At 72.3% G+C, this 15,782-nt stretch carries 17 protein-coding genes and 2 pseudogenes; 11 read left to right on the forward strand and 8 right to left on the reverse strand.

Annotated features, from left to right (window positions below; all coding sequences use genetic code 11):
- Window positions 1–75 precede the first annotated feature (75 nt).
- Both WJ438_RS22665 and WJ438_RS22670 read left to right on the forward strand, forming a co-directional pair.
- Window positions 76–249 (forward strand): annotated as a pseudogene (locus tag WJ438_RS22665) (transcriptional regulator); the annotation flags it as partial.
- Window positions 246–455, forward strand: a complete 210-nt coding sequence (locus WJ438_RS22670; RefSeq protein ID WP_406726857.1) for a DUF397 domain-containing protein — start codon at window positions 246–248, stop codon at window positions 453–455. The pseudogene WJ438_RS22665 and the gene WJ438_RS22670, both read left to right, overlap by 4 nt.
- Window positions 456–608: 153 nt before the next feature.
- Here WJ438_RS22670 and WJ438_RS22675 read toward each other — a convergent pair whose 3' ends face one another.
- From WJ438_RS22675 to WJ438_RS22710, 8 genes and pseudogenes are all read right to left on the reverse strand, one after another.
- Entirely contained in the window at window positions 609–1,445 is an 837-nt protein-coding gene (locus WJ438_RS22675; protein WP_406726858.1) for a M23 family metallopeptidase, read from the reverse strand.
- 187 nt (window positions 1,446–1,632) lie between these two features.
- The gene (locus WJ438_RS22680) at window positions 1,633–1,851 is read right to left on the reverse strand and encodes a hypothetical protein (protein ID WP_406726859.1); all 219 of its coding nucleotides are present in this window, start codon (window positions 1,849–1,851) and stop codon (window positions 1,633–1,635) included.
- Window positions 1,842–2,360 (reverse strand): hypothetical protein, encoded by a 519-nt coding sequence (locus WJ438_RS22685; RefSeq protein ID WP_406726860.1) that lies wholly within the window; start codon window positions 2,358–2,360, stop codon window positions 1,842–1,844. Before WJ438_RS22685 ends, WJ438_RS22680 begins: the two co-directional genes overlap by 10 nt.
- Entirely contained in the window at window positions 2,357–3,199 is an 843-nt protein-coding gene (locus WJ438_RS22690) for an alpha/beta fold hydrolase (protein ID WP_406729776.1), read from the reverse strand. Before WJ438_RS22690 ends, WJ438_RS22685 begins: the two co-directional genes overlap by 4 nt.
- Before the next feature lie 11 nt (window positions 3,200–3,210).
- Window positions 3,211–4,086: an alpha/beta fold hydrolase gene (locus WJ438_RS22695; RefSeq protein WP_406726861.1), complete on the reverse strand. Its 876-nt coding sequence runs from the start codon at window positions 4,084–4,086 to the stop codon at window positions 3,211–3,213.
- Window positions 4,087–4,088: 2 nt separating this feature from the next.
- Window positions 4,089–4,328, reverse strand: a complete 240-nt coding sequence (locus tag WJ438_RS22700; protein WP_406726862.1) for a hypothetical protein — start codon at window positions 4,326–4,328, stop codon at window positions 4,089–4,091.
- 77 nt (window positions 4,329–4,405) lie between these two features.
- Window positions 4,406–5,425, reverse strand: a pseudogene (locus WJ438_RS22705) (MFS transporter); the annotation flags it as partial.
- A gap of 570 nt (window positions 5,426–5,995) precedes the next feature.
- The gene (locus WJ438_RS22710; protein ID WP_406726863.1) at window positions 5,996–6,697 is read right to left on the reverse strand and encodes a TetR/AcrR family transcriptional regulator; all 702 of its coding nucleotides are present in this window, start codon (window positions 6,695–6,697) and stop codon (window positions 5,996–5,998) included.
- A 167-nt stretch (window positions 6,698–6,864) separates the two neighbouring features.
- Between WJ438_RS22710 and WJ438_RS22715 the strand changes: the two genes are divergently transcribed.
- From WJ438_RS22715 to WJ438_RS22755, 9 genes are all read left to right on the forward strand, one after another.
- Window positions 6,865–7,809 (forward strand): PDR/VanB family oxidoreductase, encoded by a 945-nt coding sequence (locus WJ438_RS22715; protein ID WP_406726864.1) that lies wholly within the window; start codon window positions 6,865–6,867, stop codon window positions 7,807–7,809.
- 122 nt (window positions 7,810–7,931) lie between these two features.
- Complete coding sequence (locus tag WJ438_RS22720; RefSeq protein ID WP_406726865.1) at window positions 7,932–9,281, forward strand: Rieske 2Fe-2S domain-containing protein; 1,350 nt, start codon at window positions 7,932–7,934, stop codon at window positions 9,279–9,281.
- Window positions 9,281–9,979, forward strand: coding sequence for an alpha/beta fold hydrolase (locus WJ438_RS22725; RefSeq protein ID WP_406726866.1), 699 nt, complete (start codon window positions 9,281–9,283; stop codon window positions 9,977–9,979). Before WJ438_RS22720 ends, WJ438_RS22725 begins: the two co-directional genes overlap by 1 nt.
- A gap of 3 nt (window positions 9,980–9,982) precedes the next feature.
- Window positions 9,983–10,114: a hypothetical protein gene (locus WJ438_RS22730; protein WP_406726867.1), complete on the forward strand. Its 132-nt coding sequence runs from the start codon at window positions 9,983–9,985 to the stop codon at window positions 10,112–10,114.
- On the forward strand, window positions 10,111–11,427 hold the full coding sequence (locus WJ438_RS22735) for a M20/M25/M40 family metallo-hydrolase (RefSeq protein WP_406726868.1): 1,317 nt from the start codon (window positions 10,111–10,113) through the stop codon (window positions 11,425–11,427). Before WJ438_RS22730 ends, WJ438_RS22735 begins: the two co-directional genes overlap by 4 nt.
- A 73-nt stretch (window positions 11,428–11,500) precedes the next feature.
- Window positions 11,501–12,463 carry a catechol 1,2-dioxygenase gene (locus WJ438_RS22740; RefSeq protein ID WP_406726869.1) on the forward strand — a complete coding sequence of 321 codons (963 nt, stop codon included), beginning with the start codon at window positions 11,501–11,503 and terminating at the stop codon, window positions 12,461–12,463.
- The gene (locus WJ438_RS22745; protein ID WP_406726870.1) at window positions 12,460–13,308 is read left to right on the forward strand and encodes an alpha/beta fold hydrolase; all 849 of its coding nucleotides are present in this window, start codon (window positions 12,460–12,462) and stop codon (window positions 13,306–13,308) included. Before WJ438_RS22740 ends, WJ438_RS22745 begins: the two co-directional genes overlap by 4 nt.
- Entirely contained in the window at window positions 13,305–14,363 is a 1,059-nt protein-coding gene (locus WJ438_RS22750) for an LLM class flavin-dependent oxidoreductase (RefSeq protein ID WP_406726871.1), read from the forward strand. Before WJ438_RS22745 ends, WJ438_RS22750 begins: the two co-directional genes overlap by 4 nt.
- Entirely contained in the window at window positions 14,360–15,688 is a 1,329-nt protein-coding gene (locus tag WJ438_RS22755) for an MmgE/PrpD family protein (RefSeq protein WP_406726872.1), read from the forward strand. Before WJ438_RS22750 ends, WJ438_RS22755 begins: the two co-directional genes overlap by 4 nt.
- Window positions 15,689–15,782 lie beyond the last annotated feature (94 nt).

Here is a 15,782-nt window from a genome sequence, read left to right on the forward strand (position 1 = left end):
GAGGACCTCGGGATCGGTGCAGTCCGTGATGCGTGTGCGGACGCCGTCGGAGACGTCGAGACCACGTTGTCGCCGAAGTTCCCGGACGGGACGGCCGTGGGGCGTTCCGACGGCGCGTTCAACGGTCGGCCGACTGCTGAACCCGGGGACCTGCGCATCCTTGAGTTGCGGTATGGCACCATCCGGGCGCAGGCTCTCCCGCCGAGAGAGTCGCTCGCCTTCATCGAACAACTGCTGGGAGAGACGTGATCCGTAAGGCCTCCGTCAGGGACGCCTCTGAACTGACGTGGTTCAAGAGCAGTTACAGCAGCGGCACGGACGGCGACTCCTGCGTTGAGCTCGCCGTTACTCCCGGCACCGTGCACGTCCGCGATTCCAAGAACACCGAAGGCCCCCGCATCGCCTTCGCCCCGGACGCGTGGACGTCCTTCGTCCCGTACGTGTCCGAGGCCTGATCGCGCGCCCTGGTCCGCCCTTCCACTCCAGCGGCAGGCGGACCAGCTGGTCCAGCTCTTCGGCGTCCGGGGAGTCCGCGATGACGGCCCGCGCACCGGGCCCGGTCGACCACGAGGGGAACGGCCGGGCCCGGCACATTCGGTGACGACACGTCAGCAGTTCGGGATCACCCTGCCGTTGTTGTCACGCGCCTCGTCGTTGCCCCAGCGTGACAGGTAGTACGCGGAGACGTACGCTCCACGCCCGTTCTTGCCCGCGTAGGTGGTGTCGAGGTCCGTCTTCAGCCACCAGTGGTTGTAGGTGCCGTTCGCGCCGCGGATCTCCTGGCCCCACACCTTGCAGTACACGTAGTTGGTGCCCGCGTTCAGCACACCCTGCGGGTCGTTGGTGTTCGGCTGCGCGTAGCCCGTGGCGTTGGCGAAGGTGTCGACCCAGTACTTGCTGGTGCCGCAGCCGTTGTCGCTGGTCAGGTAGTACTGGTGGTAGCTGCCGGGGTAGGCCAGCGCGCTGCCGTTGATGCGGATGTTCTGGCCGACGCCGTTGTAGAGCTGCTCGTAGTGGATGTGCGCGCCGAAGCTGTTGCCGGTGTTGCCGGTGGTGCCGATCTGCTGTCCCTGGCTGACATACGCGCCGCTGGCGACGGAGAAGGCGCCCAGGTGGAAGTAGTACGTCTGCCAGCCGCCGCCATGGTCGATCTTGATGTAGTTGCCGGCGCCGCTCGCCTGGTAGTGCCGGGTGGCGGTTCCGGCGGCCGAGGCGAGCACGGGCGAGCCGTTGGTGGTGCCGCCGTCGGCTCGGACGAAGTCGAGTGCGCGGCGGACCTCGGCCGAGTGGTGGCTGTAGGTCCACTTCTGGCCGCAGGCGAAGGGCGCCTTGAAGTTCGGTGTCGCAGTGGTGGCGGCGTTGGCCGACGGAACGGTGCCGAGCAGCAGTGCGGCCAGCACCAGCAGTGCGGTGGCGGCCGGGGCCCAAAGGCGTCTGAGGGACATGGGGAACGGTTCCTTCCAGGGGGAAAGCAGGAGGAAGCCGCGGTCCGGTCGGACCGCGGCTCACGGCACAACGTAGAGAAGTGACGCGTCCATAACAAGGTCTGCAGGGACCTTTCACCTGGTGTTCCGGCCGTGGGATCGTCCGCCTCGGACACCTGGGCCCGTTTCGTCCCCTACGCGTCCATCCCTACGGGTCCAAGGACCGACCACGCCCTGCTGTGTCCGCCCGCTGATCGAAACGGCCCGCGAGCAAGGCGCCGTAGTGGCTCGGGCGGGCGGGGATGTCCAGGGTGTGCGGCAGGTGCCAGAGCAAGGCCCGGTTGCTCGACACGACGGGGAGGCCGAGCCGGTCTTCGATGTGCTGCGGTTGGTCCGCGACGCGGATGCCCGCGCAGCTCAGCAGCACGCCGTCGCTCGGTGACGGATCGAGCGAGCGGGCCAGGCGAGCCGGCTGCCGGGCTCGATCATGGCCTGCTCGGTGTACCCAGGTGGGTGACGACGTCGACGCTGTGCGACCGGAGGAACTCCTGCTCCGCCTCGACGACCTCGTTCGGATACGGCGTCAGCGGAGCGGGCGGCGGACACCGGCGGACCGAAGTGCCGCGAGCACCGCTTCGCTCGTGGTGACCGAGTCGATTCCGGTCGCTTCGCTGATCCGGTCCGGCCCACGAGCAGCGTCACGGCGGTGCAGTTGACCGCGATGACGTCGACGTCGGCGTCCGCCAGGAGCCGGGCGTGCTGCTCCAGGTTCTCGACCAGGCCGAGGTCGTCGGCGATGCCGGTGTTGCGGAACGGCAGGCGGGTGGTGAGGAACTGCACGCCGTCGGGAGCCATCAGCTGGATCTCGTAGTCGCACAGCCCGCCGGACGGGTACAGGTGGCCGATCCGGGCGAGGTGGCCGAATCCGAGGCTCACCCGGCGACCCCGCGGCCGGCCGTCGGGTCCGGGACGTCCTCGTCGAGGTGGGAGGCGACGAGCTCGGCGAACCGGGCCGACTGGTCGACCATGGGGGAGTGGCCGGCGCCGGGCATCTCGATGGAGCGGGCCGTGGGGATCCCCGCGGCGAGCACGGCGGCGTGTTCGGCGGTGCGTGCGCAGTCCTCGCTGCCACGGATCACGAGCGTCGGCGCGGTGATGCGTTCGAGGCGGGGGCGGAGGTCCAGTTTCCGTGCCGCGCCGAGGACGGCCGCAAGGTACGCCGGGTCCGTCCGCAGCACCGCCTGGACATAGGTCTCCCAGGTCGGGGCGTCGGGGCGGCCGGTGAACAGCATTCCGACGGTGTCCTCGGCTGCGGCGCGGGAGGCGGCCCCGCCGTCGCGAGCGACCTCGATCCACCGGTCGACGGCCCGGGCGAAGCCGGGGAGTGCGCCCTCGGTGCTCGCCCCCGTGCCGACCAGGACGAGGCGGCGCACCCGCTGCGGCACCGTGGACGCGATGACCTGCGCGACGATCCCGCCGACCGAGTTGCCCACCACGTCGACCCGGTCGAGGCCCTCGGCGTCCATCATCGCCACCACCGCGTCGGCGAGGGTGGTCGGGCCGGCGTCGGCGGACCACTCGCCGGCGGCGGGTGAGTAGAAGTCGACGGCGTAGCGCGGGCGTCCGGCGAGGTGCTCCATGGTGGAGGTCCAGAACTGCCAGCAGCCGAACCACGGGTGCAGGAACACGACCGGTGTCCCGTCGGCGGAGGGTTCCGTCACATGGTAGGAGAGTGACGCCCCGGGCAGGGGGGTCGTCCGGTGCTGGGTGTACAAGGCTCGGCTCCTCAGGGGTCGGCGGTTGTGCGCTCGGTGAGCGGTCGGGTGGGGGCTGCGGCGGTGGGGTCCGGGGAGCGGCGCAGGTCCCGCAGGAACGTGCGGACCGTCGCGGCGAACTGTTCGGGTCGGTGGTCGACGGCCGGCACGCCGGTGCCGGGCAGGACGGCCGTACGGGCTCCGGGTATCGCGGCGGCGATCTTCGGGAGGTCCGGCAGCGAGAACTCGTCCAGCTCCCCGCAGAGGGCGAGGACCGGCGAGCGGACCAGCCCGATCCGCTCCTCCATCCGGTAGCGGTTCACCGCCAGGTGCCCCTCCTCGACCCGGTCGAGGACGCCCAGCCCGTCCCGCACCAGGCGGTCGAGCAGGTCCGGCCGGTCCGCCGGGTAGTACCGGGAGCGGTTGTTCCACAGCTGGAGAACGTGGGAGCCGTCCGGGGCCGGCACGACGTGGTCGATGGGCGCCCGCCGGGCCACGAGCCGACGACGTTCGGCGTCGACGAACGGCATGCCCGAGAGCACGAGGCCGTGGACCCGGTCCGGGGCGGCAGCGGCGGCCTCGAGGGCGGTCACCGCGCCGGTGTGGTGCCCGACCAGGGCGACCCGGTCGAGGCCCAGGTCGTCGCAGAGGTCCAGCACCCCGGTGGCGAACAGTTCGATGCTGAAGGGCTCGGCCGGACGGGTGGACTCCCCGAAGCCCGGGGTGTCCACCGCGATGGCCCGGAACCCGTCGCCGAGCAGCGGCAGCACGTCGCGGTACTCGTCCCACGACCGTGGGGTCTGGTGCAGCAGCAGTACCGGGGCGCCGCTGCCGTGCTCGGAGTAGTGCACCTGGCCGTGGCGGGTGTCGGCGAAGCCGTGGCGCACCAGGGTTTTCGGTCGGGACATGCTCACCGGGTGACCTGTTCGGCCTCGGCCGGTACCTCGGTGGCCTGCGCATCGGTGACCAGTTGCGGATCGGTGGTGGCCGGCAGCCGCAGGAAGAGCCCGGCCACCAGGGACAGCAGCGAGATGGCCGCCATGTAGCCCGCGATGGCGGGCCAGCCCCCGGTGGTCTGCAGGAGCCAGGCGGAGACGGCGGGGGCGGCGGCATTGCCGGCGATGAGACCGACGGTGAAGCCGACCGACATACCCGTGAACCGGACGGCCGGGGGAAGACCTGGGAGAAGTAGGCGGGGACCACCGCGTAGTTCGCGGAGTAGCCGACGAACAGCAGCGCGAAGCCCAGCAGCATCAGGCCGTAGTGGCCGGTGTCCAGCAGGGCGAACCAGACGAAGGGCAGGACGACGAGGGAGGCGGCGCCGGCCAGGAACACCGGCCGTACGCCGACGCGGTCGGAGAGCCGGCCGAACAGCGGCAGACAGACGAGGATCACGGCGCACGCGGGCAGGAGCACGGTGAGCATCGTGCTGTTGTTCAGACCGAGAGCGACCTTTCCGTAGGTCAGCGAGAAGACCGTCGTCATGGTGAAGGCGCTGCCCGCGGCGATGATGCCCACGGCCACCAGCAGCACCGTGCCGAGGTGGTTGCGCAGCACCTCGAGGATCGGTACTTCCTGGACGGTGCCCTGCTCCTTGGCCGCGGCGAAGTCGGGTGACTCCTCCAGGGAGTACCGTGCGACGAACCCGATGACCACGAGGATGCCGCTGAGCAGGAACGGAACGCGCCATCCCCAGGACAGCATCTGGTCGTCGGGGAGCTGGAAGACCAGCAGGAAGACCAGGTTGGCCAGTACCAGGCCCGCGGTGGCTCCGGTGTTGACGAGCGAACCGAACAGGCCGGGCTTGCGCTCCGAGTGCTCCACCGTCATCAGTACCGCGCCGCTGTACTCGCCGCCGACGGAGAAGCCCTGCAGCAGCCGGGCGACGATGAGGAGGACGGGGGCGGCGATGCCGATCTGGGAGTAGGTGGGCAGCAGCCCGATCGCGAAGGTCGCCACGCCCATCAGGATGAGGGTGGCGACAAGCACGGTCTTGCGGCCGATGCGGTCGCCGAAGTGGCCGAAGACCAGGGCGCCGAGCGGTCGGGTGAGGTAGCCGACGGCGAAGCTGGACAGCGACAGCAGCGTGCCCACCGCGGGGTCGGTCGACGGGAAGAACAGGTCGGCGAAGATCAGTGACGCGGCCAGGCCGTAGATCGCGAAGTCGTAGTACTCGATGGTGGTGCCGATCCAGCTCGCGAAGACTGCCCTTCTGCCCTGCTGTCTTGCAGATGGCGTCGTGGTCATGCGTCCTCCGAAAAAATGGGCCGAGGCGGTCGGCCAAGTCGAAAAGGGACGTCGGCGAGGTCTGGGGGCTCTGGTTCAACGGCTCCCCGGCCTGCGGGCATGCGGGTTGTTCTCGGGTCCGTGCCGTCGCGGGTGCGCGGGCCTGGACGCTGCGGGGACTGCCCAGGATGACACCGGCGAGCGACCTGGGATGTGTGCCGGTCGCACGATGCTCCGTACAAAGTCTCGTGCAATGACCCGTACTGTGTACGAACCTCTCTGTTCGCGTCAAGAGGTCGGGTTGGCTGAAAAGCGCCCGCCGACTGCCGCGTGCGAGGGGGCGGGGGTGGTGGGCGGCCCGCGCTCCGGCTGATCGGAAGGATCGGAAGCCGGTGCCCCGGCGGCGCCGCGATGTCGGTCGGCGGCCGTGCGGGCGGCTCGGCTCCGGACGACCGGTGCGCGGCAGGCGAGGGCCTGTGCGGTCGGGTCCGGGTCCGGCCGGGCCCGGCGCGGCCGGGCGGCCCGTCGGGCCGAGGTGCGGGGGCGGGTGCCGGGGACGGCGGCCCCGGCGGGGGTCAGTGGGACGGGACGTCAGGTCCGGGCGGTGTCCCCGGCGAGCGTGCGCAGCGTGCTGTCGATGTACGCCTCGAGACCGGCCTCGAACTGCGCGTCGGAGGGCAGCTCGGTGACCTCGTCGGCGAGGCCCACCACCAGCGGGAACTCCTCGATCGGGAGGGCCGCGTAGAAATGGCTGCGCTGCCGGCGCTGTTCGGCGCCCTCGTCGGTGGCCAGCCTGCCCCACGGCCGGGGCGTCTGGTAGCTGGCGAAGCCGATGGCGTAGGTGATGAGGAAGCCGTAGCAGCGTACGGCCAGGGGGCCCGGGACCCCGGCGTCGACGAGCCGCCGCAGCACCGCCTCCATGGCGCCGCGCAGCGCGGTGGGGCTGTCCGTGATGCGAGTGGAGAACAGCCGGACGACGCTCGGGTGCTCGCGCATCATCGCGAGGAAGGCGTGTCCGACGGTGCGCAGCGCCTGCGCCGGGTCGGCGTCGGGCTCGGCGGGCAGGCGCATCCGCCCCAGCACGTGGTCGGCCATCCCGTCGAGGATCTCTTCCTTGCTGCGGAAGTAGCTGTAGAGGGTCATCGTGCCCACGCCCAGCTCGGTGGCCAGCCGCCGTACGGTCAGCCGATCCAGGTCTCCCTCCGCATCGGAGATGCGCAGGGCCGCGTCGATGATCCGCTCGGGTGTGAGCGAGTTGTCACCGCGCTGGGACCGCTTCTGCTGCCGCGCCATGGAGCCCCTCCTGATCGCTCTGCGGTCACACGGTACCGGACACCGTCCCGTACATCCGTTCCGAATGGCCGCCCTGCGCGACGGGCTCTGCGCACCCTCATGTCCGGGGGGCTTCCCAGATCCTCTCGTATTGCGTACCGTACTAAGTACTGAACCTGGAGGTGAAGATGTCCGACAGCGAGAACGGCGTCCTGGAACTCGAGGTCGTCGCCCTGCGGCTGGAGTCCGACTGCGTGCTTTCCGTCGAGCTCGCCGACCCCGAGCGACGGCTGCTGCCCGCCTGGGAACCCGGGGCTCACATCGACCTCGGGTTGCCGGAGCACATACGCCAGTACTCACTGGTCGGCGATCCGGTGGAACGTCACCGCTACCGCATCGCCGTCCTGCGGGAGCCGGACTCCTCCGGGGGATCGGCATACGTGCACGAGGTGCTGCGGCCCGGCGAGATCGTCGAAGTCGGAGGGCCGCGCAACCACTTCCCGCTCGTCGAGGCGAAGAGCTATCTGTTCATCGCGGGCGGTATCGGGATCACGCCCCTGCTGCCGATGATCCGCCGGATCGACGCGCAGGGCGGGGACTGGCGACTGCTCTACGGCGGGCGCACCCGCCGATCGATGGCGTTCCTGCCCGAGCTCGCGCCGCACGAGGGCGCGGTGGAACCGCGGCCGTTCGACGAATTCGGCCACCTCGACCTCGAGGCGGCCCTCGGTTCGCCGGCCGACGGGACGGCCGTGTACTGCTGCGGCCCGGAGGCACTGATCGCGGCCGTCGAGCAGCGGTGCGAGAACTGGCCGGCGGGTGCTCTGCACGTCGAGCGCTTCTCCGCCCGGCCCCGTGACGACGAGAACGACCTGCAGGCGTTCGAGCTGGTCCTGGGCCGCTCCGACCGTCGACTGGCCGTACCCGCCGACTGCTCGGCCCTCGACGTCCTGGACGCGGCCGGCATCGCCGTCCCCAACGCCTGCCGGGACGGTGTCTGCGGCAGCTGCGAGCTCCCGGTCCTGGAAGGCCTGCCCCTGCACCGCGACTCGCTGACCGATCCCGACCGCACCGACGTCTTCCTGCCGTGCGTGTCGCGGGCACAGACCGGCGAGCTCGTGCTCGACCTCTGAGCGGGCGGTTTCGCCGACAGCCCGCCGAGACCGGCCGATCCGAACCGCCCCTGGGACCAGTCGATCCCCCGACTCCGACGATCGCACGGTCCCCGTACGAACCCCCGTTGACTGGAGACATTGTGAGCGCACCCACCGACCCGACCCCCGAGGCCGCACCCCGTCGGGCCCCGCGTTCCCGCGGTGCCGCGGCCCGTTCGACGACGCCGGTCGAGCCCGGCCCGCCCGTGCAGGAGGGCTCGGACTGGTCGGCGTGGCCGACCTACAACTCGGCCGAGCTGGGGTTCCGCGACTACTGGTACCCGACCATCTGGGCGCACCAGGTCCAGCAGAAGCCGGTACCGATCACCCTGGCCGGCGAGCGCGTCGTGCTGATCCGCGACGGCGACACCGTGCGCGGTCTGCACGACCGCTGCCCGCACCGCGGTGTGCCCCTGTCGCTGGGCCGCCGGCAGTTCCCCGGCACGATCAGCTGCGCCTACCACGGCTGGACCTTCGGCCTGGAGAGCGGGAAGCTCGACGCCGTCATCACGGACGGGCCGGACAGCCCCATCTGCGGCAAGGTCTCCGTCGCCACCTACCCGGTGGAGGAGCGCCTGGGCCTGCTGTGGGTCTACATAGGCGACGTGGCTCCCGGCGAGGAACCCCCGCCGGTCGAGCGCGACATCCCCACCGAGCTCACCGAGAACACGCTGGTGCTCGGCGGACGGTCCGAGGTCCGCGACGGCAACTGGCGCTTCGGCGCCGAGAACGGTTTCGACGAGGGCCACGCCAAGTACCTGCACAACACCGCACTGTGGCGGCTGTTCAAGGTCATGCCCACGTGGAACGAGACACGCATCGTCGAACGTGACGGCTGGCTGATCCGCGTGCAGGACAAACTGCACTGGGAGGCGGAGTTCCCCGGCGTCGGCACGTTCACCAACAAGCGCTGGTGGAAACGCGTACCGCTGCCCGACCACCCCGGCAAGAACGGCGACGCCAACCCCGTGATCGCCGCCATGGACATCCCGGGCTTCGTGTCGGTCCGGATGCCCGGACTGCTGCGGGTGGCCTACCCGAAGTTCATCCACTACGAGTGGTACGTCCCCGTCGACGCCGACCACGTGCGCTACGTGCAGCTGATGGTGCGCTTCGAGACCGGTGCCACGGCACTGGCGTTCAAGGCGAAGTACCTGTCCGCCTTCCGGTGGCTGTTCCACGGCCAGTTCACCCGGCAGGACGCCTGGATGGTCAACGTGACGGACGCCCCGCCGGAGCGGCTCTACCGGCCCGACCTGTTCGATCAACGCCTGGCGCCGGCACGTCGAGCAGATCAAACCGGTCGTCCAGCCCACCGAACGCCGTGTCGGCCACTGAGCCGCCCGTCGAACCGGCCCACGGCTGGGCCGGCGCCGCCCACGGCCCGGTCACCGTCGTCCTGCACGGCGGTGGCCCGGGCTGCCACGCGGCCTCGGACTTCGCCGCGGTGATGGCGCTGCGGCCGGAGCGCCGGTGGCTGTGGGTGGACCTGCCCGGCTACGGCGGCTCGGCCACCGGGCAGCCGGCGCCGCAGCGGTCCGTCACGGCCTCCGCCGACGGTCTCGCCGCGCTGCTGGAGCGCATCGGGCCCGAGCGGGTCGACGTACTGGCCCAGTCGTTCGGCGGGTCGGTCGCGCTGTGGCTCGCGGCCGACCGGCCCGAGCGGCTCGGCCGGATCGTGCTCATCGGCAGCCAGCCCACGCCCACCCCGGGCGGGGCGGGACCGCTGCGCACGGACCCCGGGCTCGCCGTCCGGGCCCGCGCCGAGTACTACGGCGGCGACGGCCCCAGCCCCGCGAAGATGCGGGCGCTGCTGGCCGGGCTGGAGTGGTACGACGCCGCCCGCATCCCGGAGCCGACGGTGCTGGCCCGGTTCCGGGCCAGCACCACGGCCGGCGCCCTCGCCACCGCCCTCCTGCCCGCCCCCGCCGAGGACCTGGGCCCCGTTCTCGGCACCGTCCAGGCCCCCACCCTGGTCCTGTGGGGGCGCCACGACCCCTTCGCCGGTCCGGAATACGCGGCGGCGCTCGCCGACGCGCTGCCCCGCGGTGACCTTGCCGTCGTCGGCCGAACCTCCCACCACCCCCAGGCCGAGCGTCCCGCCACCGTCGCCGCGCTCGCCGACGCGTTCCTCACCGACAGGAGCTGACCCATGTCCTCTCGCACCGCCGTCCTCCTCACCCTCACCGCCGTCGCCGCCGCCGTGGCCGCGCAGCGCACCGGACTGCTCGTCCGGCTGGGGCGCGGCACCACCGTCCGCACCGTCCGCCCGGGTGCGCGATGAGCCGGCTCAGTGAACGGCAACAGGCCTGGGCCGAGGCCGCGTGGAAGCTCGTCACCCCCGAGCGGCTCACCGAACTCGTCGTCGGGATGGTCGACATCCCGAGCCCGACCGGTGAGGAGGCCGAGCTCGCCGGCTGGCTGACCACGACCCTCGACCGCGCGGGGCTCGACGCGCACTACCAGGCGATCGACGACCGCCAGGCCAACGCCGTCGCCCGGCTGCGCGGTGACGGCAGCGGCGAGGACCTGCTGCTCTACGCCCCGATCGACACCCTCACCGTCGGCGACCCCGACGAGGACGTGCCCTGGGTCGGGCCCGAGCTGCGGGCGGACCTGCGGCCACGCGCCGAGGTGCACGGCCACCACGTGCTCGGCCTGGGCGCCAGCAACCCCAAGGGGCACGGCGCGGCGGTCGTCGCCGCGGCGGAGGCGATCGCCCGTGCCGGAATCCCGCTGCGCGGCGACCTCGTCGTCGGCCTCGGCGCCGGCGGGATGCCGACCAACGGCCGCACCACCCGCGGTCTGACCCGGCACAACGCGGGCCAGGGCAGCGGCTGCTCATTCCTGCTGGAGCAGGGCTGGTGGGCCGACCACGCCCTGATCGCCAAGCCGGGATGGGCCGTCTCGTGGGAGGAGGTGGGGCTGTGCTGGTTCGAGATCCGCGTGCGCGGCACCTACACCTACGTCGGCAGCAGGCACCGGATGCCGTACCGCAACGCCGTCGCCCACGCCGCCACCGTGATCGACGCCCTGGAACGCTGGTTCCCCGAGTACGCCGCCCGGCACACCGACGGGCTGGTCGCACCACAGGGCATCGTGTCCTCCGTGGAGGGCGGCTGGCCGCGGATGGCGGCCGTGACCCCGGCCCTGTGCCGGATCATGGTCGACCTGCGCACCAACCCCCGCTCGACACCCGCCGACATACGGCGCGAGTTCGCCGCCGCCGTCGACGCGATCACCGCCGCACACCCGGAGATCGAACTCGACTGGGACATGGTCCTGTCCATCCCCGGCACGCACACCCCCGAGGACGCCCCGGTCGTCGCGGCGGCCATGGCCGCGTGGGAGGAGATCGCCGGCCGCCCGCACGAGCCCATCACGGCCAACAGCGGCGCCACCGACGCCAACATCCTGCGCTCCCGCGGCCTGCCGACCGCCCGGATCGGCATGGACCGGATCGGGCCGGACGCACCACTGCCGCTGGACTTCCCCTCCGGGATGAACGTCGTCGACATCCGGGAAGCCCACCGGCTGACCCGCACCCTCGTGCACACCGCGATCGCGCTGTGCACCCAGGAACGGAGCACGAGCTGAACACCTGCGCCGGATCACCACCGAACGCGGCAGCGCCGCCGGCGCGGCCGAAGCGCATCAGCGAGGAGGAGTCGTGAGCCAACTGGTCCTGGGCATCGGGGCGTCGCACAGCACCCTGATGAACACGCACTGGGCCGAGGTCGACCACCTCCCCGCCGCCCACCGGTTCCGCGACGGACTGGCCGAGGCGCGCGACGCGCTCGCCGCGGCCCGCCCGGACGCCGTCGTGGTGATCGGGTCCAACCACTTCCGCGGCATGTTCCTCGACCTGATGCCGGCCTTCACCGTCGGCGTCGGCGAGGTGCACGGAGCCGGAGAGGCCGGCACACCGGGCGGGCCGCTCCCGGTCGACACCGACCTGGCCCGCAGTCTCGTCGACGGGCTGGTCACCGACGGGTTCGACCCGGCGTTCTCCCTGCGGCTGACCGTCGACCACGGCATCACCCACTCGCTCCAGCACCTGGTGCCCGCCCTCGACATACCGATCGTCCCCGTCGTGATCAACATGTTCGCGCCGCCGCTGCCGTCACTGCGCCGCTGCCACGCGCTCGGTGCCGCACTCCGCGACGCCATCCGTGGCGACGGTCAGGACAAGCGGATCGCGGTCATCGCCTCCGGCGGGCTGTCCCACCGGCTTCCGTGGCCCAAGTGGTTCGCCGCCATGTCGGACGACGACCGTTTCCTCGTCGAGGCCTGGCTCAACGGCCGCACCTCCTGGAACGAGTACGAGGTACGGCGCCGGCAGATCATCCGGGCCGCGGCACCGGACATCAACGAGGCGTTCGACCAGTGGTTCCTGCGCCTGCTCGAGACCGGTGACCTCTCCGAAGTCCTCGACCGCACCGACGAACAGATCGAACAGGAAGCGGGCAACGGAGCCCAGGAACTGCGCGCATGGATCGCGCTTGCCGCGGCGCTCACCTCCCCCGCGGGGTCGCCGGCCGGCCGCACCCTCGCCTACGGGGCCGTCCCCGACTGGCTGACCGGCATGGGCGTCAGCCTCCTCACCCCCTCCCCGAAGGAGACCTCCGCATGACCATCTGGACCGACCTGACCGGCACCGGCTTCGAGCTGTCGTACGCACCGGTGAAGGGCACCCGCACCCGCGTGCTGCGGGCCGGCGAGGGCGAGGCCGTCGTGCTGCTCCACGGCACCAGCGGCCACCTCGAGGCCTTCGTGCGCAACGTGCCGGACATGGCCGAGCACTTCGAGTTGCACGCCCTCGACATGCTGGGCCACGGCTACACCGACAACCCGGGCGGCGACCTGCGCATCCCGCGCTACGTGCGGCACGTGCTCGACTACCTCGACAGCCGCGGCATCGAGCGGGCCCACTTCGTCGGCGAGTCGCTCGGCGGCTGGGTGGCCTGGCTGGCCGCCGACCACCCCGAGCGGGTCGGGCGGCTGGTCCTCGTCGCCCCGGGCGGGACCGTGGCCAACCCCGAGGTCATGGACCGTATCCGCACCAGCACCAAGGCGGCCGTCACCAGCGACGACCGCGACCTCACCCGTCGGCGCCTCGAACTGCTCATGCACGACCCGGTGAACGTCTCCGAGGAACTCGTCGACGTGCGCCACGCCATCTACCACCGGCCCGAGTTCGTCGCCGGCATCGACGAGCTGCTGTGCCTGCAGAAGAGGGAGAACCGGACCGAGGACCTCCTCACCCCCGAGCAGATGGCTCGTATCACCGCGCCCACCCTGATCGTCTGGGGCGCGCAGAACCCCTTCGGCGATGTGCCGGAGGCGCACCGGATGCAGCAGTCGATCTCCGGCTCGGCCCTGGAGATCTTTCCCGAGTGCGGGCACTGGCCCCAGCACGAGCACGCGGACCGCTTCAACAAGCTCGCGCTGGAGTTCCTGGGCCGGAGTCGGGCATGAACGCCCCCACCGCGACGGCCGCGACCGGGCTGCGGGTCGGCGTGCGCATCCCGCCGTGCGACCGGGCGGACCGGCTGGTCGAGTCCGCGCGACGGGCCGAGGAACTCGGCTTCGACCAGGTGTGGTTCCCCGACTCCCAGCTGCTGTGGCGGGACGTGTTCACGGTGCTGACCGCCGCCGCCCTGCACACCGAGCGAATCGGGCTGGGCACCGCGGTCACCAACCTGGTGACCCGGCACCCGGCCGTCGTCGCCTCGGCCGCGCGCAGCGTGGCCGAGCTCGCCCCCGGCAGGTTCACGCTCGGCCTCGGCGTGGGCAACAGCTCGGTCGGCCCCGTCGGCCTGCGCCCGAGCACCGGGGCAGCGCTGCGTGAGGGAGTCGGCATGCTGCGGGCGCTGCTGTCGGGACACGAGTGGGACTTCGGCACGGTCCGCTCCCGGCTCCGCGACCCCCAGCCGGACGTGCCGGTCCATGTGGCCGCCAGCGGCCCGCGGAACCTGCGGCTCGCCGGGGAGGTGGCGGACGGCGTCATCCTGCTCAGCGGCGCCTCGCCGAAGACCCTGGCCGGTGCCACCGCCCGCGTGCGGGAGGGCGCCGAGGCCGCGGGCCGCACCGCCGAGGCGGTCCCGCTGACCGTCTCGGCGTTCTGCGCGGTGACCGACGACGTCGAGAAGGATGCGCGGCTGCTCAAGCCGGTCTGCGCGTCGATCGCGCAGAACGGCGGGGCACCCTTCCTCGCCCTCGCGGGGATCGAACTCGACGTCCCCGCGCGGGTGGAAGGGGTCTACCCGGATCTCGTGCACGCCGAGGACTGGGACGCGGCCGTCGCCATCTGCTCGGAGTGGGTCAGCGACGAGGCGGCCCTGCGCTTCGCCCGGGAGTTCTGCCTGTTCGGCACCGCGCAGGAGATCACCGAGCGGCTTCGGGAGCTGCACGCCACCGGCGTGACCGGCGTGTTCCTCCAGCACGTCGGCTCCTACGACCTGCCCACCGAGTTGATCGAAGGCGTCGGCTCCACCGTGCTGCCCGCCCTGCGGCCGGGAGCCGTCCGGTGAGCGTGCTGGAGGAGCTGGCCCGGCGCGGTCGGCGCGCGGCCGGGCGAGCCGACGCCGGCACCCGGTCGTCGGCCGCCCTCCACGTCCTCGACACCGTGGGGTGCGTCGTGGCCGGAGCCTCCCATCCCCTCGCGGCGCAGCTCGCCCGGTTCGTGGCGGACACCGGCGTGCCCGGTGAGCTGTGCACGCCTGCCCTGGCCGGGCGGCACGCGCTGCGCACAACCGTGTGGGCGGAGGCGGTGCTGGCGCACGCCGACGAGTACGACGCCCTGCACCCTGCCGCGGCGGTGGTGCCCGCGGCCGTGGTGGTCCCGACCGCCCTGGCCGTGGCCGACCGTGAAGGACGACCGGGCCGGGCGGTCGTCGACGCCGTGATCAGCGGATACGAGGTGGTCGTCGAGGCGGGACTGCGCTTCGGCGGACCCCGCCTGTACGGCACCGCCTGGTGGCCGACCGCGGTCTTCGGCGCACTGGGCTCGGCCGCCGCCGCGGCAAGCCTGCTGGACCTCGATCAGGAGGAGACCACCGCGGCCCTGGGTCTGGCCGCGGCCGGTCTCGGCGGGCTGCTCAGCGCGGACGAGCTCGGCGCGGGCCACTACCTGCTGGCCGGGCGTGCGGCGGCCGAGGGAGTGGAGGCCGCCCACCTGGCCCGTGTCGGCGCCCGGGCCAGCCGGAGTCTGCTGGACGGGCCCGCCGCCGCGGCGCTGGGCAGGAGCGCCGCACCGTCCTCACCCGAGGCGGAGCCGCACCTGAACGGCTGCGTGTTCAAGGCGTACCCGTGCGCCCGGCCCCTGCACGCGGCGCTGGATGCGCTGCAGGCGCTGTCGGTCCAGGGACTTCCGGTCACGACGGCCCGCCGCGTCGAGATCCTGCTGCCCGAGGCACTGCTGCGTTTCGTCACCGCAGACCGGGCGCCGGCGGGCCCCACCGAGGCCGCGGCCAGCGCGGTCTTCGCGGTCGCCGCGTGGCTCCACGGGGCCGCCGCGGACGTCGGCTTCTTCCGGGGCACGCTGCCCCCGAATGTGCCGGAGGTGGTCCTGGGCCACGCCCCCGAACTCGACGCTCACCTGCCGGGCCGCTGGGGTGCGCGCGTGATCGTCGATCTCGCGGACGGTCAGCGGATCGAGAAGGAAGCCCTGGGCGGAGGCGGAGGCGCTGCCCGAGCCCTGCCCGGTGAAGCGGTCGTGGCCAAGTTCCGCCGCACGACCGGCGCTGATGAAGGTGACCGTCCCTGGGAACAGTGGATCGCGCGATGCCTGTCCTTGGACACCGTGCCTGACGTCGGCGACCTGCGGCACGCCCTGTGCCGACTGCTGAGGCGGTGAGCACTCCCTCACGCCACGGGCAGGCTCACTCGACAGCGAGCCGCCCGACCGGCAACAGCCGGGCCGCCGACCCGGCACGGCGCAGCGGGGGGAT

The organism is Streptomyces sp. GD-15H, from assembly GCF_045291515.1.
GTDB lineage: Bacteria > Actinomycetota > Actinomycetes > Streptomycetales > Streptomycetaceae > Streptomyces.